Raw genomic sequence first — 21,498 nt, forward strand, 5'->3', positions numbered from 1 at the left:
GAGATGCTGTTGGGCGCACGTCGCGAGCCCCGGCCAGGCCGCGCACTTCCGGGGTCCTGGCCAGTCCGTGCCAGGGCGCGAACTCTAGAGGTAGTTCACTGAGACGTCGATTCAGCCTCCAATCGGGATGAGAGAAGGTGACTGCCGTTGCCACCGGACATCCCGCGCTCTAGTGTCCGAAGAACTGTTCCTCGGCGACATCTCCTTCTCAGCGCCGTGGGTGCGCGCCGGGCCGAGACTAGGGGCCGTACGAAGTGTGAAGCCGAGAGCATCGACCGAGCGGGCAACGCTTCGCGGGCGTCAGGATGAGTGCACGGTTCTCGAGACCATGATGGGTGCAGTGAGAAGAGGCGAGAGCCGCGCTCTTGTCCTCACTGGCGATACGGGTATAGGAAAGACCGCACTCCTGGACCATGTCGTTGCATCGGCGCATGACGTGCGGGTCCTGCGCGCTGCAGGAGTCCAGTCTGAGATGGAGCTGCCCTTCGCGGCGCTTCACCAGCTCTGCGCACCGATTCTCGACCGGATAGGGCGCTTGCCCGAGCCTCAGCGTACGGCCCTCGAGACCGTCTTCGGTCTCAGCCACGGAGACCCTCCGGATCGGTCCCTCGTCGGCCTTGCCGTCTTGGGACTGGTCGCGGACGTTGCCGCGGAGCGACCACTCGTCTGCGTCGTGGACGATGCTCATTGGCTGGATCCGGCCTCCGCCCGAGTGATGGGATTCGTGGCGAGACGCCTACAAGCGGAGTCGGTGGCGATCCTGTTCGGCACCAGAGGCCCCATCGGGGAGCTGCGCGGGCTCCCGAACCTCGAGATCCTGGGCCTGGGTCCCGATGACGCACGTGCGCTCCTGAGATCCAAGGTGAGCTTTCGCCTGGACAGGCGGATCCTTGAGCAAATCGTGGCGGAGACCAGGGGCAATCCACTGGCCTTGCTCGAGCTACCCAGAGGCTTGATGTCCAGTGAGCTGGCGACCGGTTTCGGAGCCATCGCGCAAGACTCGTTGACCGGCCGAATCGAGGAAGGATTTCGAGAGCGATTCTCCGCACTGCCCGCGGATAGCCAACTCCTCGCGCTCATCGCGGCCGCAGAGCCTGGGGGTGACGCGGCGCTGGTCTGGGCGGCAGCCGGCAGACTTGGTGTCCCCCCATCCGCCGCGACCGCAGCACACACCGATCAGATCGTCTCCATGACGGAGCGGGTCGTCTTCCGCGATCCCCTTGTGCGATCGGCGATCTACCATGCCGCGACCGTTGCGACGCGTCGCAAGGTGCATCTCGTGTTGGCTGAGGTCTCGCACCAGGAGATCAATGCCGAACGACGCGGCTGGCATCTGGCCGCGGCAGCCGCGGGACCCGACGAAGAGGTCGCCGCGGAGTTGGAACGATGCGCCGGCCGAGCCCGGGCACGTGGCGGACTCGTCGCGGCGGCAGCGTTCCTGCAACGAGCACTGGAACTCACGCCAGAGCCGAGGCTGCGCGCCGACCGAGCCCTGGCCGCTGCCAAAGCAAGCCTGAATGCGGGCTCGTTCAAGGTCGCTCTCCGGATGTTGGCTGCCGCGGGATCAGCGAGCCTCGACAACGTCCAGCGCGCGCGGCTGACCCTCCTGCGAGGTCAACTCGCGTTCAGCTCAGGGGCGACCAGCGCGGCTGCCCAACTGCTGCTCGCGGCGGCCAGAGAACTCGAACCGCTCGACATCGAACTCGCTCGCGAGACCTACCTGAACGCGTGGGGAGCGGCGCTCTTCGCTGACCGGGCCGACGCTGGCGATCTGCCCGAGATCAGCCGAGCCGTCGTCCAGTTCGGAACGCCGGCCGGATCACCACGCGCCATGGATCATCTCCTGGACGGACTCGCCCTGTTGGTCACTGCTGGGCGCGCCGCTGCGGCGGCGGAGCTGCGGCAGGCAACGGACATGTTCGCGCGCGAGGAGGCCACTATTGCCTGGGGATGGATGGGCGTGACCGCCCCGTTTCTCCTGTGGGACGACGACGGGGCGAGGGCCATCTGCTCTCGGCAAATCCAGCTCGTGCGGGCCACAGGGGCACTCGAGCAGCTGCCCTTCTACCTCGCCGCGTTGAGTATCGTCGTGGCACGTTCGGGCGATCTCGCTGGCGCGGAGACTCTCGGTGCGGAGGGTGCCGAGGTACGCGCCGCCACTGGCACCGGTCTCGTCGCCCATGGACCGATGTACGTCGCTTCCCTGCGCGGGACCGATCCCGCCACGGCAATGATCGAGGCCACGTTGAGTCAGGCCACCGAGCAGGGACAAGGACTTGCCGCCGATATCGCCCACTGGGCGGCAGCAGTGCTGCACAACGGCCATGGCCGCTACGAGGAGGCATTGACCCAGGCTCAACTTGCCAGTCGCGACCCGTTGGACCTGCCTCCATCGGCCTGGGCGCTGCCGGAGCTGGTCGAGGCGGCCGTGCGGACCGGGAAGCCAGCTGTTGCACAAGAGGCTCTCAACCGCCTGGTCCGCACGACAGCGCCCGCGGCAACCGACTTTGCACGTGGCGTCGAGGCACGGGCTCGCGCGTTGCTGAGTGCGGGACCGACGGCTGAGGAGTACTACCTCCAAGCGATCGCTTGCTTCGACCGTGCCCGGCTCCGCGGCGAACTGGGACGTGCGCATCTGCTGTATGGCGAGTGGTTGCGCCGCGAGAACCGCCGCGTCGACGGACGAAGTCAACTGCGTGCCGCCCAGGACCTCTTGTCTGCTATCGGGATGGAGGCGTTCGCCGAGCGGGCGCGGCGCGAGCTGTCGGCGACCGGCGAAACGGTGCGCAAGCGTGCCCACGTGGAGGACCCGACCGAACTGACGCCTCAAGAGATGCAGATCGCAGAGCTCGCCATCTCTGGTCTCACGAACGCCGACATCGCAGAACGTCTCTTCATCAGCGCTCGCACGGTCGAGTGGCATCTACGGAAAGTGTTTGCAAAGCTCGTCATCAGCTCGCGCAAGGACCTGCGAAGCGCTCTGGGAGATCGATAAGCACGGTCGGCCTCCGTGCAGTCGTGTGCCGGTTGTCCGTGGCCATGAAATGGCCCACTGGTGGCCAAGGGCGGCGCCGTCTGGTTGACCTGGCGAAGAGCGCGACCGAGGGACCCATGGGCTCGTCAACCCAGACCGCGGCTGTTCGCCGGTTGGATCATGGCTGAAGGACCAGATGTGGCGGCCCGGCTGCCCGCGCTCGACTGACCTCCTCGGGTGACATCCGATCCCACCCGTGGAAGGACGAGACGTCGCCCTTGTCCCAGGCGTCGCGGAGTCCCGGCGTACTGAGGTCCCAGTCGGGTCGGATCTCACTCGATGCATTCCGCAGGTCACGCCAGAGGTCGTCCACGGACGGACGTCCCCAGAACCAGTAGCCGTTGTAGACGCTGTGCACGACGAGGCCGGGCTTGAGGACGAGCGTGTGCGGGATCATCGGGTCGTGCTCGGGGTCGGTGTACACCTGGATGTCGAGGTCCTTCTGGACGACGCGTTCCGGGTCTGACAGGAACGTCCAGTCCGCACCCACCGACGCGCGGAACTCCTGCAAGACGTGGTGCTCGTCCGTCGCGATCGTGACGACCTGCGTGTAGGAAACGGCGAATTTCGACTGCATGGCAGCCAGCTCCAGGTGCTGCTGGTGCTCCTTCGGACAGTAATGACCGCGGGCAAGAGTCAGGACCATCGGGTCGTCTCCCTGCAACTCGCTGAGCGTGCGGATCGTGTCCGTGTGGTCGGGCAGCTGGTAGTCGGGAAAGACCCCGCCAGGGCTGATGTCGGATCGCATGTGGACCTCTCTCGTCTGTGCCGGTCGATGCATCGACGCCGGGATGTGCCGACGTAGCGAACATGTCAGTTGGGGGCGGGGCATCGCGCCCGTGCCCCTCACGGGCGTGACGACCAGTGCACTGGCCCGTGTGCGCACTGGCGCGACCAGCGTCCTGGCCTTGCGAGCGTGGGAAGCGCAGCGCGAACCGCCTGCCGGACCGATGAGGAGACGTTGACGTGGCCGAATACGAGATCCGCATTGATCGCTCAAATCCGTTGGCCAAGGAGCCGGCCAGCGGGCACAACCGCTGGCACCCGGACATCGAGCCGATCGTCAGGTGCCGGCCGGGCGACGAGGTCGAGATGGAGACGCGCGACGCCTTCGACCTGCAGTTCGCTGCCGACGACCTCACGGGCGAGGAGATCGCCGGAGTCGACCTGGACCTGGTGCACCCGCTGACCGGGCCGGTCTTCGTCGAGGGCGCTGCGCCTGGTGACCTGCTGGTCGTCGAGATCCTCGACGTGCGACCCGCCGGGACGCCGTACACGGCGCAGGTCCCGGGCTTCGGGTTCCTTCGCGACGACTTCCCAGACCCGTACATCGTCAAGTGGGACGTCGAGGACGGGTACGCGACCTCGGCTTCGCTTCCCGGTGTCCGGGTCGCGGGGGCGCCGTTCATGGGCATCATGGGTGTCGCCCCGTCGCGCGAACTGCTGGGACAGATCACTGCCCGCGAGCAGGCACTGCTGGACCGAGGAGGCTTCGTCCTTCCGCCCGACGTGGGAGGGGCGGTGCCGTCGGACCCGGACATCGCCGGTGAGGCCCTGCGCACCATTCCCCCGCGGGAGATCGGGGGCAACATGGACATCAAGCACACCGCGGTGGGAGCGCGGCTGCTGATGCCGGTGTTCACCGAGGGGGCGCTGTTCTCTGCCGGCGACGCGCACTACGCCCAGGGAGACTGCGAGACCTGCGGCACGGCCATCGAGATGGCGGCGACCTTCCGGGCCCGCTTCGACCTCCGCAAGGGAGTCGCTGCCGAGCGCGGGATCCGCGACGTGCAGTTCGAGCGCGACGACTACTTCCTGCCACCGGAGCTCCAGGCACCGCGGCGGTTCTTCGCGACAACCGGAATCGCGGTCGATGGGGACGGGACGAACTACTCCGAGAACGTAACGGAGGCCGCCCGCAATGCCCTGCGCAACATGATCAAGCACCTCGGCGACGAGTACGGCTACACGCGCCAGCAGGCGTACACGATCTGTAGCGTCGCGGTCGACCTGAAGATCAGCGAACTCGTCGACGTCCCGAACTTCATCGTGTCGGCTGTGCTGCCGCTCGCGGTCGTCGAGAACTGACGAAGGCGGAGAGCGCATGAACATCGCCGAGCAGCTCGTCGAGGTCCTCATCCAGGCCGGTGTCCGGCGCGTCTACGGCGTGGCCGGCGACAGCCTCAACCCCATCGTCGATGCGATCAGGCGCGCGCCCGGCATCGACTGGGTGCACGTCCACAACGAGGAGGCTGGAGCTTTCGCCGCCTGCGCGGAGGCGCAGCTCACCGGGCGGCTCGCCGTCTGCGCCGGAAGCTCAGGGCCGGGCAACACCCACCTGGTCCAGGGTCTGTACGACGCCAACCGCTCTGGGGCACCAGTGCTGGCGCTGGCGTCGCACATCCCCAGCGACCAGATTGGCAGCGCGTACTTCCAGGAGACGCACCCCGCGTCGCTGTTCGCGGACTGCAGCACCTGGTGCGAGACGCTGGCCGGAGCCAACCAGATGCCCCGGATGTTGCGCATCGCGATCCAGCACGCGCTCGCAGAGAAGGGTGTCTCCGTCCTGGTCGTCCCAGGAGACATCGCCGACCTCGAAATCGACCACCCCACTGGTGAGCACACGTGGTGCGCCGAACAAGGCCGCGTGGTGCCGCCATCTGACCAGCTCCAGGCGCTAGCCGACGCGGTGAACGACGCGGAGACGGTCATGCTGTACTGCGGTGCCGGGGTGCGAGACGCCCGCACCGACGTGCTGGCCTTCGCCGAGCGGGTGCATGCGCCGATCGGTCACACACTTCGCGGGAAGGAGTGGATCCAGTACGAGAACCCGTTCGACGTCGGGATGATCGGCCTGCTCGGGTACGGCGCCTGCCACCAAGCGATGCACCAGGCCGACCTCGTCGTGCTGCTCGGGACGGACTTTCCCTACGACGACCTGCTGCCTGGGCGCCGTACCGCCCAGGTCGATGCGAACGCCGCGCACCTCGGGCGGCGTACACCACTCGAGGTCGCGGTGCACGGTGATGTGGGAGAGACCCTGCGCTCCCTCGAGAGCCTCGTGAAGCACAAGGAGTCCCGAGCCTTCCTCGACGACATGCTGAGGCGCCACGAACGGGCACTGGCCCGTGCGATCACCACCTACACCGGGGAAGCGCATCAGCAGACCCCGGTCCATCCCGAGTACGTCGCCGCGGTGCTCGACGAACTCGCGGCCGACGACGCAATCTTCACCGTCGACACCGGGATGAACAACGTGTGGGCTGCCCGGTACCTCACCCCCAACGGGCGTCGGAGGGTCATCGGGTCGTTCGTGCACGGCACCATGGCGAACGCGTTGCCCCACGCAATCGGCGCGTCGTTCGCGTACCCGGACCGGCAGGTCGTGGCCATGTCGGGCGACGGCGGCCTGGCCATGCTGCTCGGCGAGCTGATCACGCTGAGACAGCACGACCTCGGTGTCACGGTCGTCGTCTTCAACAACTCGGCGCTAGGCATGGTCGAGCTCGAGATGCTCGTCGAGGGCTTTCTCCCTCACGGCACCAGCTTCGCCTCCGTGAACTACGCGGACATTGCGGCGGCTATCGGCCTCGATGCGGTCCGCGTGACCGATCCACGGCAGTTGCGACCGGAGTTGACGCATTACCTGGCCAACCGCGGTCCCACTCTCCTCGAAGTGGTGACGACCAAGAACGCGCTGTCGCTGCCTCCACAGGTCACCGGCGCGCAGATCCGCGGGTTCGCCACCGCGGTGGGCAAGACAGTGCTCGACGGAGGGGTCGGCAGCATGCTCGACCTCGCCCGCACCAACATCCGCAACATCGGGGCAATTGGAGGAACGAGATGACGCTGATCCGCAACGCCGTCGCCGGCGTCGTCGCCGGAGCCGTCGGCACCGCAGCCATGGACCTGGTCTGGTACCGGCGCTACCGACGCGACGGCGGCCAGGAGGCGCTGTGGCAATGGGAGTCCGCACGGGACGTGACCACCTGGGAGCAGGCGTCGGCCCCGGGACAGCTCGGTCGGAAAGCACTGGACGCAGTCATGGGGAAGCCCGCTCCGGACCGATGGGCTCGGACCACGACCCAACTCGTGCACTGGGCCACCGGCGTCGGCTGGGGAGTCCAGTACGGCGTCCTCGCCGGCCGAACCGCGCGCCATCCCTGGCTGCGAGCTCTCGCACTGGGGCCGGCGGCCTGGTCGGCCAGCTACGTGGTGCTTCCGCTCGCGAAGGTGTACCGGCCGGTGTGGACCTATGACGCGCCCACTCTGGAGAAGGACCTCTCTGCGCACCTCGTGTACGGAGCCGTCGCCAGCGCCACGTTCGCGCTGCTGACCACCTAATCGGTCGCCGGCGCGAACCCCTCACCAGGTCTGCTCGCCGGCGCGGATCAGCATCTCGTTGACGGCGACCCGTCGATCGCGGGTGACGATGTAACCGATTGCATCCGCGATGTCGGCCGGCCGGAGCGGCTCGATGCTGTCGACCTGCCGCCGTGCCGCGTCACGGATCGAGTCGCGCAGGTGGTCGACCAGCTCGGTGTCGACCGTGCCCGGCGCGACCACGCTGACCCGCACCCGTTCGCTCAGGAGCTCCTGGCGAAGCGACTCGGTGAACCCATTCACCCCGAACTTCGTCAGGGTGTAGACGCTGCTGCTCGGTCGCGCGACCCTACCGGCGGTCGAGCTGACGTTCACGATGTCGGAGACCCCGCGCGGCGACGTCGCCGCCGCGTCGATCAGGTAGGGAACCGCGGCATGGGTGATGTGCAACATTGCCGAGACGTTGAGGGCAACCATCCGGTCCCAGTCCTCGGTCGTGGTGTGCAGTGCCGTGCCGAGCAGCATGATGCCGGCGTTGTTGACCAGGACGTCCAGCCGCCCGAGGCGGTCGATCGTCTCCTGCACCATGTCTTCGGCGCCCTTCGGGTCCGTGAGGTCGCCCTCGAGGACGAGCACCTTCGCGCCGAGCTCCGTGATGTCGTTCGCAACGCCGTCGAGGCGGTCACGGCGTCGCCCGATCAGCGCGATCGACGCGCCGTTCTGCGCCAGCCCAAGGGCCGTCGCCGCACCGATGCCGCTGCTGGCGCCGGTGACCAGAGCGACTGCCCCATCCAGTGTGGTCACGACGGGGGCTCGATCCCGGCCTGTTCGCGGACGATGTACTCGGCGTACCAGTCCGGCCAGTCCGGGTCCTCTGCACCGGTCCGCGCCTCGTGCTCGCCGTGCGCAGCCGCCGCACGCCGCAACGCCCCTGCCAGGTCAGCGCCGGAGGCGAAGGACGTGACCGTGGGGTCGATGCGCCCGGGCAGCCGGCTGGTGATCTCCTGCAGCACCCAGCCGTTGCCATCCGGGTCGCTGAAGGACAGGAACGAACCGTAGCTGCGCCCCTCGGGGTCCGGACCCACCACTCGGCCCTGCGTGCCGGCGTGGTGGAAGACACCGCCGGCGTCATGGAAGACGTCGCTCACCTCCGCGCCGAGGCGCGTCAGCTCGTCGTGTGCAGCCTCGATGTCGCTGACGATCAGGTGCAGGCCCTGCGCAGAGCCTGGCGACTGGGAGCTGACCTGGGTACCGAAGATGACTGAGGCCGGCGACCCGGGTGGGGTCAGCTGCACCACCCGGAAATCCGCGTCGGTGGCGATGTCGGCGTCCAACCGCCAACCCAACGCCTTGTAGAAGTCCTTCGACCGGTCGACGTCGGAGACCGGGATGACGACGAGCTCGAGCTTCATGTCCATGGTGCGCTCCTTGCGCTCGGGTGTAATGCCACGACCATGACCCGCTCTCGTGCTCGGTCGCGCCCGTGACTCTCACTGGTCGGCCCGTACCAGTGACACTCACGGGCGCGAGCGACGGCTGGAGACCGAAGACTGAGCCGTGCCGGACGAAGCCCGAACCTGGAGGCGGAGCATGGAGTTCCTCGTCACGATGACCACGCAAGTGCCGAACGGCGTCTCGGACCGTGACGTTGCCCGAATGCGGGAGCGTGAGGCGGCCCGCACGGCGGACCTCGTGCTCGAGGGACGCGTTCGTCGCCTGTGGCGTCCGCCCGTGCGGCCGGGTCAGTGGCGCACGCTGGGCTTGTTCGTTGCCGACGACTCCGAGCAGCTGGAGCAGATACTCGCCTCGATGCCGCTGCGCATCTGGCGCACCGACGAGGTCACCGCGCTTGGTCCGCATCCCAACGACCCTGGTCCCGCACGAACGACTGTGGATCCGACCGGTACCGAGTTCCTGACGACGTTCGTCGTCACCGTTCCGCCCGGAACCAGCCCCGACCTGGTCGAGACCGTCACGGCTCGGGAGGCCGACCGTGCACGCGAGCTCGCTCGGGACGGCCGGTTGGTCCGGCTCTGGACTCTTCAGAGTCCCGCGCGCGTCCTGGGTCAATGGCAGGCCCCGGACAGCGCGGCCATGGGCGCGATCCTGCGGTCGCTTCCGATGAGGGACTGGCTCGCCGTCGACACCGTGCCGCTGACCCGACACCCCAGCGATCCCGCGTCGACAGCGGCGCCCGGTGCGCCGGTGCGGACGCCGAGATGACTGTCGACACGCCGTCGACGATCGGCGCCGCACCCGAGAGCCTGTTCGCGCTGCGCAGTCGGACGGGTGTCGCCCTCGTCGCCGCGACGGTCCTGGCGTCCATGGTGGCGTTCCTCGACGCATACATGATCAACGTCGCCGTACCGGCCATCGGTGGGGACCTGCACGCGAGCGTCACCGACCTGCAGTGGGTGCTGACCGGGTACCTGATCACTGTCGCCGCCCTGTTGCTCCTGGCCGGTGCGCTGGCCGACCACTTCGGGCGACGACGCATCCTCGTCGTCGGGCTCCTCGTGATGCTCGTGACCTCGCTGGGTTGCGCGGCCGCGCCGACAACGGGCGCCCTGATCGCGGCCCGGCTGGCCCAGGGTGTCGGCGCCGCGCTGGTCGTGCCGAGCAGCCTCGCCCTCCTCAACGGCACACTGCGGGGTCCCGACCGGGCCCGGGCCATCGGCGTCTGGGCCGGCCTCGCGACCCTCGGCACCACCTTCGGTCCGTACGGCGGCGGATGGCTGGTCGACCACGCGTCCTGGCGGTGGGTGTTCCTACTCAACCTCCCCCTGATCGTCGGGGCTCTCCTGGTGCTGCGCATCGTGCCCGAGGTCGACCTCCATCGGCGCCCGTTGTCCGTCGACCTCCTCGGCGGCCTGCTCGCCGTCCTCGGCCTCGGTGGGGTCATCTACGCCCTGACCGAGGGCCCGGCATCCGGGTGGGGCGACGCCTACGTGCTCGCTTCCGCGGGCGTAGGCAGCCTCTGTCTCGCCGCCCTGGTCCCCGTGGAACAGCGACGCCCCCGACCGATGCTCAGGACCTCGCTGTTCAGATCGCGTCAATTCGACGCCATCAACATCGCGACCGTGCTGCTCTACGGAGCACTCGCCGCCACCAGCTACCTGATCGTCCTGCAGTGTGAGCTCCGGCTCGGCTACACCGCAACGGAGGCCGGCGCGGCTCTCATCCCTGAGTCGGTCGTGTTCCTGCTGGTCTCCCCGCTCGTCGGCGGCCTCGTGGCGCGGGTCGGCACCCGAGTCCCGATGGCGGTCGGCATCCTGCTCGTGGCCGGCGGGTTCGCGTGGCTCTCGACGGCGGAACCGGGCACCAGATACGCGCAGACGATCCTGCCCGGTGCGATTCTGTGGGGCCTGGGGATCGGCCTGACGGTGGCCCCGTTGACCGCCGGCGTCCTCGCCGCCGTCGACGACTCCGACCTCGGCGAGGCGACGGCGATCAACGACGCCGCGTCGCGCGTCGGCGGGGTGGTGATGATCGCGCTCGTCCCGGTCCTGCTCGGCGCGGGCGGTGCGCGTGACCTCACCGGACCTCTCGCCGATGACTACCCGGCGGCCATGCTCGTCATGGCGATCCTCTGTCTGGCCGCCGCGGCCATCACGGTGCTGTTCGTGTCGCACGGTCGCGTCCCGGTCTCGCAACTGCCGACTGCCACGCCACGAGTCTCCGCCTGTGCCTTGCCCGAACCCGCCGCTCCAGGGAGGACCTCATGAACGAAACCAGCCTTGCCGGACAGACCGTCGTGATCATCGGGGGGAGCTCCGGCATCGGCCTGGCAACCGCCCGGCAGGCGCGGTCCGCCGGCGCCGAGCTCATCATCACCGGTCGGAACAAGGAACGACTGGAGCGCGCCGGGAACGAGGTCGGCGCGCTCACGACCGCGACGGTGGACCTGGCGGACCCGGTCGCAGTCGACGGCTTCTTCACCGGTCTGCCGGCGCGGATCGACCACGTGCTCGTCACCGGTGGCGGTCCGACTTACTCGCCGATCGTCGACCTCGACTTCGACGAGGCGCTCCGCGTGCTCGACGAGCACCTCCTGGGTGCCCTGAGGATCGCGCGGGCGTGTGCCGCCCGCGTCCGTGCGGGCGGTTCGCTCACGTTGATCACCGGCACCCACGCGCGCCGCCCGGGCGTCGGGTTGAGCATCGCGGCCATCGCCGCTGCCGCTGTGCCGGTCATTGCCGCGAACATCGCGGTCGAGCTGGCACCGATGCGGGCCAACGTGATCGCGGCCGGCTTCGTCGACACAGCACTGTCCGCTCGGCTTCTCGGCGACCAGTTCGACCGTCGCCGCGACGAGCTTCGCGCCACCCTGCCGATCCATCGGGTCGTGGGCCCGGACGACGTCGCCGCGGTGGCCATCCAGCTGATGACCAACACGGCGGTGACCGGAGCCACCTACGACGTCGACGGCGGCCAGCAGCTCATCCCCTGAGGCAGCCGGTTTGAGTCCGGCGGAAACTGGCCGGTCTCAAGTCACGAGCGGCCGGCGGATCTTCGTTGCCGCTCGAGCGCCGACGCCCAGAGCTGATCCAACGCCGCGAAGGGGGAGCTCGATCTCGGACTCGACGCCGAGTGCACGCAGCATCCGCATTCATCCGTCGAGCTCGCCAGGTGTTCGAGGGGCGCAGATTCCCCGCCACCTGCGTCGCCTCGCACCACCAGTACCCGACTCTCAGCCGAGCGGGCGGCGGCGATCGCCGCGTCAAACACCGCACATTCGGCTTGTCGACCCCGCAGCGCCGAGCTCTTCCGGTGTGGTGGATTGCCCTTGCTCTCCTCCACGCGCGTCCCCGGCTCTCCTTGGGCCCTGACCGGGAGTGGGGCCGAAGAAGGACGTCACGGCACTCGCACCCGCGTATGACGCCTCCAGACCGGTGAGCAGGCACGGGTGGTCACGGGCGCGAAGCAGACGCTGAACCGGACACGGTGGACGCAGGGGCATCCACGGAGACGCCACCACTGCGCCGGAAGGAACCACCATGACCGCCACCAACGTGCCCACCTCCACCTCCGAAAGGTTCGGACTGCCCTCGGCCTCGGCTCTGGTGGTGGGCTCCGTGATCGGCACCGGGGTCTTCGCACTGCCCGGCGCCCTCGCGGCGTACGGCCCGATCTCTCTGGTGGCGTTCGTGCTGGTCACGGTGGGCGCAGTGGCACTGGCGCTCACCTTCCGCTCGCTGAACGCCCGGCTTCCGGGCTCCGGCGGCCCGTACGTGTACGCGCGGGACGCGTTCGGCGAGTTCGCCGGATTTCTCAACGCCTGGAGCTACTGGATCACGGCCTGGGCCGGCAACGCAGCGATCGTGGTCGCCTGGGTCGGCTACGTCGAGGTGTTCTGGAACACCGGCCACAGCAAGGCCGGCTCGATCGCGATCGCACTCGTCGGGCTCTGGCTACCGGCCGCGGTCAACCTGGCGGGGCTGCGCAGCATCGCGGCGTTCCAGGTGGTCACGACGGTGCTGAAGTTCGTGCCGCTGCTCCTCGTGGCGGTGATCGGCCTGTTCTTCATGAGTCGCGCGAACTTCGGTGAGTTCAATGCCTCGGGCGGGTCGGGCTGGAGCGCCATCTCTTCCGCGGGTGCGATCGCCCTGTTCAGCTACCTGGGCATCGAGACGGCGTCCGTGGCAGCGGGCCGGGTGCGCAACCCGGCTCGCAACGTCGGCCGGGCGACGGTCCTCGGGACGCTCGCGTGCGCGGTCGTCTACCTGATCGGCACGTTGGCCGTCTTCGGGACGGTCCCGCACGCGCAGCTCATCGGGTCCTCGGCGCCCTTCACGGATTCTGCGAACGCGATCTTCGGAGGCGTCTGGGCCGGCCAGGCCGTGGGCGTGGCCGCGGTGGTCTCCGGGTTCGGAGCTCTCGTGGGCTGGACCCTGATCGTCGCGGAGATGCCGCAGGCTGCCGCCCGGGACGGAGTGTTCCCACTGGCGTTCCTGCGGGAGAGTCGCCGCGGCGTCCCGGCGTTCGGCATCGTGTCCGCGACCATCCTCGCCTCGGTGCTCACCGTGGTCAGCTACACGTCCTTCGACGAGGTCTTCACCACCGTGGTCCTCCTGTCGGTCCTGACGTCGGTGATCCCGTATCTCTTCTCGGCCGCGGCGCAGGTCTACTGGCTGGCCACGTCGGCCCGGACCCTGCATCCAGCCCACCTGGCCAGAGACCTCATCGTGGGGCTGCTAGCTCTGGTGTTCTCGTTCTGGGCGCTGCAGGGCAGCGGCCAGCAGGCGGTCTACTACGGGATGTTCGGTGTGCTGTTGGGTGTCCCGGTCTACGTCTGGCACAAGAGCCGCAAGGGTGAGTACGGCGAATCCGTGCCGGTGCTCGAGAGCCCGGCGAGCACCCTGGTGCTGCCTTCGGCGGTGGCCCGATGAGCGCCACGGTCCACGAACCCCGCCTCGGCGTCGGGATCCACTCCGAGGTGGGCCAGCTCCGCGAGGCGATCGTGCACCGACCGGGTCGCGAGCTCGATCGGCTCACGCCGGCCAACGCGCCGGGCCTGCTGTTCGACGACGTGATGTGGGCCGACCGCGCACGTGAGGAGCACGACGCGTTCAGCGAGCTGCTCTCCGACCGCGGCGTACGCGTGCACCACTTCGCGGCCTTGCTCGAGGAGGCGCTCGCCACCCCGGACGGACGCGCTTTCGCAGTCGAGAGGGTGTGCGCGGACGAGCGGTTCGGACCGGCCCTGGCTGCAGACTTGCGCGCCCTCTTCGCCGACACCGACCCGGCCGGTCTTGCCGACATCTTCATCGGCGGACTGGTCGCCTCCGAGCTGCGGCCGCTCGGGTTCACCGGCCTCACCTCGGCCTCGCTCGACGTCGACGACTTCGTGCTGCCCCCGGTGCCCAACACGCTCTTCCAGCGCGACAACACCGCCTGGATCGGACACGGCGCCACCGTGAACCCGATGGCGATGCCCGCCCGGCGCCGCGAGTCGTTGCACACCCGAACCGTCTACCGGCACCACCCGCTCTTCGCGGAGGCGACGTTCGCGATCCACTACGGCGACGACGACCTCGACCGCGCACCGGCCACGCTCGAGGGTGGCGACATCCACGTGCTCTCCCACGAGACGGTGATGATCGGGATGGGCGAGCGCACGACACCGATGGGCGTCGAGATGCTCGCGCGCAGCCTGTTTGCCTCGAACAGCGCCCGCCGCGTGCTCGCCATCGAACTGCCCAAGGCTCGATCAGCGATGCACCTGGACACCGTGCTCACGATGGTCGACATCGCCACCTTCGTCGCCTATCCCTACTTCGAGGGCGACCAGGTGCGGATGTGGCTCCTCACGGCGGGTGAGGACCCGGCCCGACCACAGGTCGAGGAGCGCCGCGGGCTCGAGGCCACGCTCGCCGAGGTGCTCAGCCGGGACGACGTCCGCGTGCTGCGCGCCGTCCAGGACCGCCGGACCGCCGAACGCGAGCAGTGGAACGACGCCGACAACTACCTCGCGATCGCCCCCGGCATCGTCATCGGCTACGAGCGCAACACCGACACCAACCGGCTGCTGGCCGACCACGGCGTCGAGGTCCTGCCCCTGGTCGGCAACGAGCTGGGCCGCGGGCGCGGCGGGGCCCGGTGCATGACCTGTCCCATCCAGCGCGACCCAGTCGAGGAGCGCCGATGACGCTCAGCCCCGTACGCACCCAAGCCGGACCGGCCGCCGGCTCGCTGCTGACCGAAGCTGCCCTCGGCCGGGAGAGCTTCCTGCGCCTGGTCGACCTGGCCGCCGACCTCAAGGCCGCGCGGCGAGAAGGACGCGAGGTCCCGCGGCTGGCCGGCAAGGGCATCGCCCTGATCTTCGAGAAGGCCTCCACCCGGACCCGGTGCGCCTTCGAGGTGGCCGCGGCGCAGCAGGGCGCCATGACCACGTATCTGGGACCGGAGGGCAGCCACATCGGCCGCGAGGAGAGCATCGCCGACACCGCCCAGGTCCTCAGCCGCCTCTACGACGGCATCGAGTTCCGCGGCTTCGCCCACGAGACCGTCGAAGAGCTCGCGGAGCACGCCGACGTGCCGGTCTGGAACGGCCTGACCGACCAGTGGCACCCGACTCAGATGCTCGCCGACGTCCTCACGATCAGGGAGACCGTGTCCAAGGAGCTCCGCGGAGTCGCCTGGACCTATGTCGGCGACGGCCGCAACAACGTGGCCCGCTCGATCCTGGTCACCGGGGCGATGCTCGGGATGGACGTCCGCATCGCAGCGCCCGCCGCACTCCAACCCCCCCAGGACGTCCAGGCGCTGGCCGCAGCGCTGGCACGAGCAAGCGGCGGCCGCGCCTGGGTGACCGACGACCCGGTGCACGCCGTGACCGGCACGGACGTCGTCTACACCGACGTGTGGGTGAGCATGGGCGAGGCCGACTCGGTCTGGGACGACCGGGTCTCGCTGTTGCGCGAGTACCGCGTGAGACCCGAGCTGATCGCCGCGTCCGGCAAGCCGACGACGCGGTTCATGCACTGCCTGCCTTCCACCCACGACGAGCACACCGAGCTCGGACGGCGGGTGCTCGACCGGTACGGATTGCACGGCGCCGAGGTGACCGACGACGTCTTCACCTCGCCGGCCTCCGATGTCTTCCAGCAGGCCGAGAACCGGATGCACACGATCAAGGCCGTCATCGTCTCGGCCCTGACCAGCCCGGAAAACCACTGATCGCCGAACCAAACCGCCAACAGAGGAGCCAGCGCCATGACCACGAAGATCACGCTCATCTACGACAACCCTCTCAATCCCGAGGCGTTCGAAGCGGGGTACGGCGCACAGCTCGCGTCGGCGAAGAACATCCCCGGGATCCAGAGGATCGAGACGTCGAAGGTATGGCCGAAGGAGGATGGAAGTCCCACCCCGGCGTACCGGATGGTCGACCTGTACTTCGCCGACTACGACGCCGCGAGCCAGGCGGTGACGACGGACGAGGCCGGCGCGTTCTTCCCGAGTGTTTTCGCGCTCGCGACAGGTGGAGTCCGGATCGCCTTCGCAGACGTCGAGACCGACAGCGAGCAGCGGCCGCGCCCATGAGCCGCTACGTTCGCACCAGCGGCCACCGGAGCGGTCCGATCGTGGTGGCGGTCGATAGACACGACGGCGACTGGAGCCCTCTGGAGTGGGCGGCGTCGGAGGCCGCGGCGCGTGGCCGACACCTCCGCATCGTCTGCACCGTCGGTTCGCATCCGCTCATGTTCGACCCCTACGGCGTCATCGCGGCTCAGCAGTGGGACGCGTCGGCGCGTCGGACCGGAGAGCTGGTCCTCCAGGAGGCCACCCGACGAGCATGCGACATCGACCCGCACCTCCCAATCTCCACCCGCTTGCACGTGGGATTCGCGGACGCGGCGATCCTCCGAGAAGGGCAGAACGCCGAGATGATCGTGATCGGCCGAGGACGTGACATGGGTCGGCTCCTCGCTCATTCGAGATCCCTGAGCCTGAGGGTCGCTCGCCATGCCAACAGCTCCGTTGTCGTCGTCGGGCCGGCGAACCGTTCTCGCCTCCTTGCCCCGAGCCGCGTAGTCCTCGGGCTAGACGACTCAGGAGCACGGGCTGCGGCCCTCAGCTGTGCGTTTCTCGCCGCGCATCACGCCGACGTGCCTCTCGACGTGCTCCAGCGCCGGCCGGTGCCCGAGGTCCAGGACCAGATGGAGATGTGGCGCGACTCGGGCCGCTTGAAGGCCTGGGCGGTCTGGATCGACATCGCCGGCCTCAAGGAGCCGATCTGCCAAGCCTGGCTACCCTCGCCGTCCTGCGCCCGGCCAAGAGTGACATCAACGTCTGGAACGACGGCCCCCTGGCGGTAACCGGACGCGCTCGCACACCTGTCCTCCGACAACCATGTCAGGAGGAATGGGGATGCGAGTACAAGCCAGAGACCTCGCGGCCCGCGAGGAGAAACTCGAAGCGCTACAGAAGAAGCTCACCTCGTCCGTCGGTGCGCTGGTGACCGGGGAGGACTGGAAGCGGGCGTTGGAGTTCGCCGCGAAGTTCCGCGCGCGGTCATTTGGCAACACGATGCTGATCGCAGCCCAGCACTACGCCGCCTTCCAAGAGGGCCGCGTCCCCGAGCCGACGCCGACGTACGTCGCTGGGTTCCGCCAGTGGCTCAGCCTCAACCGTGCCGTGATCAAGGGCCAGTCCGGGTACGCCATCCTCGCGCCGGTCACTGCACGGTTCGCATCGTCGAACCCCTCTGACCCGGAATCGTGGCGACGCCTCGCTCGCGGGGAGAAGCCCGGCCTCGGTGAGGCCGTCCGCTCCAAGCTGGTCGGGCTCAAGCCCGCGCACGTCTGGGACATCTCCCAGACCGACGGCGAACCCATTCCCGAGACCCCACAACCGACGCTGCTGCAAGGCGAAGCGCCCGAAGGGTTGTGGAACGGGCTGGCCGATCAGATCACCGCGCACGGCTTCGAGCTGCGACTGGTCTCCAACGCGAAGTCGATTGGCGGGGCAAACGGGCTGACCGACTACATGACCCGTGAGGTGTCGGTGCGGATGGACATGGACGACGCGGCCCAGGTCAAGACGCTCGCGCACGAGCTGGGCCACGTCATGCTCCACGGTCCCGACAACGCGGACGCAGCGATGCATCGAGGGATCGCCGAGGTCGAAGCCGAGAGCGTTGCCCTCATGGTGGGCGCCGCTCACGGGTTCGCGACCGACGACTACACGATCCCCTACGTCGCCTCGTGGGCATCGAACGTGCCGGGCAAGACGCCCGTCGAGGTTGTGCAATCCACTGCCGAGCGCGTGCGTGGCGCCGCGGTCACGATCCTCGACAAGCTCGACACCCAACAGGTCAGCGACGGCAACCCGCCCGCACTCGACCGCGAGGCACTCGCCGCCGGTCGAGGTGCTGCTCCGGTGCATACGGTCTCGCGGCGACAGGTGGAGCCGATGGGGCTATGAGCATGCTCAACGCCGCCGCGCCCTACCGCCGCGACGACCACCAGACCATGCGCGTCCCAGTCGTGTTGCCGCTGGTCGAAGTCGACGTCGACAGGAAGGGCTACCTGACCGTCACTCTCGACCGCGAGCCCTACTCCGCCGACGAGTCGCTCACCCGCGAAGACCTCAAACCTGTTCTCAGCGATATTGCGACCGACCTCCGCACGCCGATCCGAGTCGAGGTTCACGAAGCCGACGACTCGACCTTCATCGACATCATCACGCCGAGACGACCAGCAGCCGAGACCGTACGTCCTGCGGAACGCCCCGCACTGGCGTCTGCGTTCGGGATCTCGGGCGATGGCTTCTCTGCCGGCGAACAGGTCGAGGTCTGCGTCGTCGTGGCTCGACAGATCGCGGACGGCGACGGCACCGCCCAGCTTCGCTTACCGCCCGCGCTGCTGGCCTCCCACCCGCAGGTTGTCCTCGTCGGACGAACGTCGGGAGTCATCGCCCTCAGCGAGGCCACGCCGTGAACCCGCGCGGACAGGGAATCGACGACGACCTGGTCAACCTCGGCCTCATCCTCATCGCAGCCGTCGGCGCCCTCGCCGCGGTCTTGCGGCTCGCCGGCTCCGTAGCCGCCTTCGCGTCCGGGGCATCGCAACCGAGTGCTGGCTGGGCAGCGGGCTTCCGCGTGCTCAGCCGCCCGGACGACCCGGCCTCGGCTCTCGGCACTGACGGCTTCGCTGCGTGGGTCTACTGGCTCACGCTGGTCCTGATGGTCGCCGCCGTCGTTGCCAGTGCACTGGTGTTGTGTCGGCGCATCGGGTCGGTGAAGCACAAGACGTCCCACGACCCTCGCCGCCTGGCCGGCGTCGCCACCGGGCGCGACGTCCGAGCCGTCGCCTCCCAGAAGGCACTGCTGTCACGCGGCCGTACGTTGCGCCCCTCGCTCGACAAACCCGGGGCGTCCGACATCGGCTACCTGCTCGGACGGTCCCGCGGGCAGGGTGTGTGGGCGTCCGTCGAGGACTCGATTCTGCTGCTTGGCCCACCGCGATCGGGCAAGGGATTGCACGTCGTCATCAACGCGATCCTCGACGCACCCGGCGCTGTCATCACCACCGCGACAAGGCCCGACAACGTCGCCGCCACCCTCAGCGCCCGAAGGGAACTCGGCCCGGTCGCTGTCTTCGACCCGCAGCGTCTCGCCGGGGGGCTGCCCGCCGGCCTCCGCTGGTCTCCCGTGCGCGGATGTGAAGACCCGCTGACCGCGATGATCCGCGCCACCGGCCTCGCCTCGGCCACCGGGCTATCGACGGGTGGTGTCGAGTCGGGCGGCTTCTGGGAGGGCAAGACCCGCACCGCGCTCCAAGCCCTCCTGCATGCCGCTGCGCTCGACAACCGGACGCCGCGCGAGCTGTTCGGCTGGACGCTCTCGCCCTCGGCCGCCGCCGACGCGGTGGCGATCCTGTCGAGCAACCCGAAGGCTGCCCCCGGCTGGGCCGACTCACTGGAGTCGATGATCCACGCCGACCCCCGCACCCGCGACTCCATCTGGATGGGCGTCTCCCTCGCCCTGTCCTGCCTGGCCGACCCCCGCGTCCTCCACGCCGTCTCACCCAAGCCCGGGGAGCACTTCGACCCCGTCGACTTCCTCACCAACGACGGCACCCTCTACCTGCTCGCCACCGGCGCCGGCGCGGGTGCCTCGTGGTCGCTCGTCGCGGCATTCATCGAAGACCTCGTCGAGACCGCTCGCCACCTCGCCGCAGCATCTCCTGGCGCTCGCCTCGACCCGCCCTTGCTCCTGGCGCTCGACGAGATCGGCAACCTCTCACCGCTCCCGTCGCTGCCGGTGCTCATGGCCGAGGGCGGCGGCACCGGGATCACGACCATGCCGGTCCTTCAGTCGCTGTCCCAGGCACGAGACAAATGGGGCGACCACGCGGCCGGCGCCATCTGGGACGCAAGCATCGTCAAGGTCATCCTCGGCGGCACCTCGTCGGCACGCGACCTCCAGGACCTCTCCGCGCTCATCGGCGAACGCGATGAACGCACCGACACCGTCTCCGTCGGCGATTACGGCTCCCGCTCCTTGCAACGCTCGGTCCGGCGAGTGCCGGTCATGCCACCCGAGGTCATCCGCACCCTGCCCTTCGGCGCCGCACTCGTCCTGCTCCGCAGCGCACCACCACTGGTCACCGACCTTCGACCGTGGACGGACCGCAAGGAAGCCGAGCAGCTCCGCAACCAGCGCACAGCGGTCGAGGCCGCGCTCCAACGACGCTGAGCCACAGTTCTGTCGGCGGTGCCGGGCATTCTCAATCCCGCGGGACCGGACGCACGTAACTAGGAGACGACAGATGTCTGAAGACCGGACTACCCATGCAGACCTCGATTGGTGGCTCGAGTTCGCAGCCTCACGCGAGTGGATGTTCGCCAAGACCTACGCCGAGACGGCACCCCATCACTACATCGTCGAGGGCCGCACGTCAGGCGTGACCCACGAGCACGTGGTTCGCGCCGCGCGCGTAATCCACACGTTCGGACAGCCCGGCAGGTACTACTCGCTGACCAAGATCTACCTCGTCAGCCCGGACGGGGAGTACCGCTGGTGGACCGAGGACAACCACTTCACTGACACCACGCTGGTTAACCGCGCAACCACCGAGTTGTTCTACGGAGTCCAGAACGCGCCTTCCACCGCGAGCGGGGTCTGGTCGGAATTCGACGGCGTGGCTACTACGTGGGATGCCGACCATCCGGCGTATGACGGCGAGGCTGAAGTCCACTCCGTCATGCTCAACAAGGTGCGTGGTACCTACCCGCCACACGTCCTCGATCTCGGATGCGGGACAGGGCGAGTGCTCGACCTCGGACTCGCGACCCCGGATCGGTACGCCGGCGCCGACTCTAGCCAGGCCATGCTCAACATGTTGGTGCGCAAGCACGCGAAGGTCGCCGCGATCTACCCGATGAACGTCACCGATCTACTCGAAACTGGCACGTTCACCGACGGACAGTTCGATTGGGTCTTCCTCGACTCCGCCGTCCAGCTCACCGACGCCCAGCGAGCGCAAGTTGAGCGGATCGCCCGGCTGGCAGTCATCGAGGTCCGTGACCAGGTGTGGGCACTCAAGGACGTCCGGGAGGCCACCGCCCAACGCCTGGTCGCGGCGGGTAGCGGGAGGCGCGAGGCGTCGTGACGACCTTCCCGACCCCGGCGC

At 68.7% G+C, this 21,498-nt stretch carries 19 protein-coding genes and 1 pseudogene; 17 read left to right on the plus strand and 3 right to left on the minus strand.

Features of this window, described 5'->3' with window-relative positions:
* Positions 1–127: 127 nt before the first annotated feature.
* Positions 128–748: pseudogene (locus tag N538_RS29690) on the plus strand (AAA family ATPase); the annotation flags it as partial.
* Positions 749–751: 3 nt separating this feature from the next.
* Positions 752–2,995 (plus strand): helix-turn-helix transcriptional regulator, encoded by a 2,244-nt coding sequence (locus tag N538_RS0109185; protein WP_231496182.1) that lies wholly within the window; start codon positions 752–754, stop codon positions 2,993–2,995.
* Between the two features lie 157 nt (positions 2,996–3,152).
* Here N538_RS0109185 and N538_RS0109190 read toward each other — a convergent pair whose 3' ends face one another.
* On the minus strand, positions 3,153–3,920 hold the full coding sequence (locus tag N538_RS0109190) for a redoxin domain-containing protein (protein ID WP_231496183.1): 768 nt from the start codon (positions 3,918–3,920) through the stop codon (positions 3,153–3,155).
* Positions 3,921–4,000: 80 nt separating this feature from the next.
* On the opposite strand from N538_RS0109190, the gene N538_RS0109195 reads away from it, so the two are divergent.
* The 3 genes from N538_RS0109195 to N538_RS0109205 are packed head-to-tail and all read left to right on the plus strand — an operon-like array spanning position 4,001 to position 7,378.
* Entirely contained in the window at positions 4,001–5,122 is a 1,122-nt protein-coding gene (locus N538_RS0109195; protein WP_028637065.1) for an acetamidase/formamidase family protein, read from the plus strand.
* Between the two features lie 16 nt (positions 5,123–5,138).
* Positions 5,139–6,881, plus strand: coding sequence for a pyruvate dehydrogenase (locus N538_RS0109200; RefSeq protein ID WP_028637066.1), 1,743 nt, complete (start codon positions 5,139–5,141; stop codon positions 6,879–6,881).
* Positions 6,878–7,378, plus strand: a complete 501-nt coding sequence (locus tag N538_RS0109205) for a hypothetical protein (protein ID WP_028637067.1) — start codon at positions 6,878–6,880, stop codon at positions 7,376–7,378. The genes N538_RS0109200 and N538_RS0109205 overlap by 4 nt, the downstream gene beginning before the upstream one ends.
* A gap of 21 nt (positions 7,379–7,399) precedes the next feature.
* Here N538_RS0109205 and N538_RS0109210 read toward each other — a convergent pair whose 3' ends face one another.
* On the minus strand, positions 7,400–8,161 hold the full coding sequence (locus N538_RS0109210; RefSeq protein ID WP_028637068.1) for an SDR family NAD(P)-dependent oxidoreductase: 762 nt from the start codon (positions 8,159–8,161) through the stop codon (positions 7,400–7,402).
* Entirely contained in the window at positions 8,158–8,775 is a 618-nt protein-coding gene (locus N538_RS0109215; protein ID WP_028637069.1) for a VOC family protein, read from the minus strand. Before N538_RS0109215 ends, N538_RS0109210 begins: the two co-directional genes overlap by 4 nt.
* 172 nt (positions 8,776–8,947) lie before the next feature.
* Between N538_RS0109215 and N538_RS0109220 the strand changes: the two genes are divergently transcribed.
* The 12 genes from N538_RS0109220 to N538_RS27325 all read left to right on the plus strand — a co-directional run bounded on the left by N538_RS0109220 (position 8,948) and on the right by N538_RS27325 (position 21,477).
* Positions 8,948–9,580 (plus strand): muconolactone Delta-isomerase family protein, encoded by a 633-nt coding sequence (locus N538_RS0109220; RefSeq protein ID WP_028637070.1) that lies wholly within the window; start codon positions 8,948–8,950, stop codon positions 9,578–9,580.
* Entirely contained in the window at positions 9,577–11,082 is a 1,506-nt protein-coding gene (locus tag N538_RS24590; protein WP_051549074.1) for an MFS transporter, read from the plus strand. The genes N538_RS0109220 and N538_RS24590 overlap by 4 nt, the downstream gene beginning before the upstream one ends.
* Complete coding sequence (locus tag N538_RS0109230; RefSeq protein WP_028637071.1) at positions 11,079–11,807, plus strand: SDR family oxidoreductase; 729 nt, start codon at positions 11,079–11,081, stop codon at positions 11,805–11,807. Before N538_RS24590 ends, N538_RS0109230 begins: the two co-directional genes overlap by 4 nt.
* A 547-nt stretch (positions 11,808–12,354) precedes the next feature.
* Positions 12,355–13,746 carry an amino acid permease gene (locus tag N538_RS24595; protein WP_081790383.1) on the plus strand — a complete coding sequence of 464 codons (1,392 nt, stop codon included), beginning with the start codon at positions 12,355–12,357 and terminating at the stop codon, positions 13,744–13,746.
* The gene (locus N538_RS0109240) at positions 13,743–15,005 is read left to right on the plus strand and encodes an arginine deiminase (protein WP_051549076.1); all 1,263 of its coding nucleotides are present in this window, start codon (positions 13,743–13,745) and stop codon (positions 15,003–15,005) included. The genes N538_RS24595 and N538_RS0109240 overlap by 4 nt, the downstream gene beginning before the upstream one ends.
* Positions 15,002–16,036 carry an ornithine carbamoyltransferase gene (gene argF / locus N538_RS0109245; RefSeq protein WP_081790384.1) on the plus strand — a complete coding sequence of 345 codons (1,035 nt, stop codon included), beginning with the start codon at positions 15,002–15,004 and terminating at the stop codon, positions 16,034–16,036. The genes N538_RS0109240 and argF overlap by 4 nt, the downstream gene beginning before the upstream one ends.
* Positions 16,037–16,072: 36 nt before the next feature.
* Positions 16,073–16,402: an EthD family reductase gene (locus N538_RS0109250; protein ID WP_028637074.1), complete on the plus strand. Its 330-nt coding sequence runs from the start codon at positions 16,073–16,075 to the stop codon at positions 16,400–16,402.
* Positions 16,399–17,178 (plus strand): universal stress protein, encoded by a 780-nt coding sequence (locus N538_RS0109255; RefSeq protein WP_028637075.1) that lies wholly within the window; start codon positions 16,399–16,401, stop codon positions 17,176–17,178. The genes N538_RS0109250 and N538_RS0109255 overlap by 4 nt, the downstream gene beginning before the upstream one ends.
* 52 nt (positions 17,179–17,230) lie before the next feature.
* Entirely contained in the window at positions 17,231–18,286 is a 1,056-nt protein-coding gene (locus N538_RS24600; RefSeq protein ID WP_036570060.1) for a serine/arginine repetitive matrix protein 2, read from the plus strand.
* Entirely contained in the window at positions 18,283–18,801 is a 519-nt protein-coding gene (locus tag N538_RS27320) for a hypothetical protein (protein WP_051549077.1), read from the plus strand. Before N538_RS24600 ends, N538_RS27320 begins: the two co-directional genes overlap by 4 nt.
* Positions 18,798–20,561: a type IV secretory system conjugative DNA transfer family protein gene (locus N538_RS0109275; protein WP_028637076.1), complete on the plus strand. Its 1,764-nt coding sequence runs from the start codon at positions 18,798–18,800 to the stop codon at positions 20,559–20,561. The genes N538_RS27320 and N538_RS0109275 overlap by 4 nt, the downstream gene beginning before the upstream one ends.
* A gap of 73 nt (positions 20,562–20,634) precedes the next feature.
* Complete coding sequence (locus tag N538_RS27325; RefSeq protein ID WP_051549078.1) at positions 20,635–21,477, plus strand: class I SAM-dependent methyltransferase; 843 nt, start codon at positions 20,635–20,637, stop codon at positions 21,475–21,477.
* Positions 21,478–21,498: the final 21 nt, after the last annotated feature.

It is taken from the genome of Nocardioides sp. URHA0032 (assembly GCF_000620645.1).
Taxonomy (GTDB): Bacteria; Actinomycetota; Actinomycetes; order Propionibacteriales; family Nocardioidaceae; genus Nocardioides.

Bases quoted from the DNA above. Each gene is read 5' to 3' on its own strand.
- N538_RS0109215 (WP_028637069.1), bottom strand. From the start codon at position 8,775: ATGGACATGAAGCTCGAGCTCGTCGTCATCCCGGTCTCCGACGTCGAC.
- N538_RS24600 (WP_036570060.1), top strand. From the start codon at position 17,231: ATGCGAGTACAAGCCAGAGACCTCGCGGCCCGCGAGGAGAAACTCGAA.
- N538_RS0109230 (WP_028637071.1), top strand. From the start codon at position 11,079: ATGAACGAAACCAGCCTTGCCGGACAGACCGTCGTGATCATCGGGGGG.
- N538_RS0109205 (WP_028637067.1), top strand. From the start codon at position 6,878: ATGACGCTGATCCGCAACGCCGTCGCCGGCGTCGTCGCCGGAGCCGTC.
- N538_RS0109240 (WP_051549076.1), top strand. From the start codon at position 13,743: ATGAGCGCCACGGTCCACGAACCCCGCCTCGGCGTCGGGATCCACTCC.
- N538_RS0109255 (WP_028637075.1), top strand. From the start codon at position 16,399: ATGAGCCGCTACGTTCGCACCAGCGGCCACCGGAGCGGTCCGATCGTG.
- N538_RS0109250 (WP_028637074.1), top strand. From the start codon at position 16,073: ATGACCACGAAGATCACGCTCATCTACGACAACCCTCTCAATCCCGAG.
- N538_RS27320 (WP_051549077.1), top strand. From the start codon at position 18,283: ATGAGCATGCTCAACGCCGCCGCGCCCTACCGCCGCGACGACCACCAG.
- N538_RS24590 (WP_051549074.1), top strand. From the start codon at position 9,577: ATGACTGTCGACACGCCGTCGACGATCGGCGCCGCACCCGAGAGCCTG.
- N538_RS0109200 (WP_028637066.1), top strand. From the start codon at position 5,139: ATGAACATCGCCGAGCAGCTCGTCGAGGTCCTCATCCAGGCCGGTGTC.
- argF (WP_081790384.1), top strand. From the start codon at position 15,002: ATGACGCTCAGCCCCGTACGCACCCAAGCCGGACCGGCCGCCGGCTCG.
- N538_RS0109220 (WP_028637070.1), top strand. From the start codon at position 8,948: ATGGAGTTCCTCGTCACGATGACCACGCAAGTGCCGAACGGCGTCTCG.
- N538_RS27325 (WP_051549078.1), top strand. From the start codon at position 20,635: ATGTCTGAAGACCGGACTACCCATGCAGACCTCGATTGGTGGCTCGAG.
- N538_RS24595 (WP_081790383.1), top strand. From the start codon at position 12,355: ATGACCGCCACCAACGTGCCCACCTCCACCTCCGAAAGGTTCGGACTG.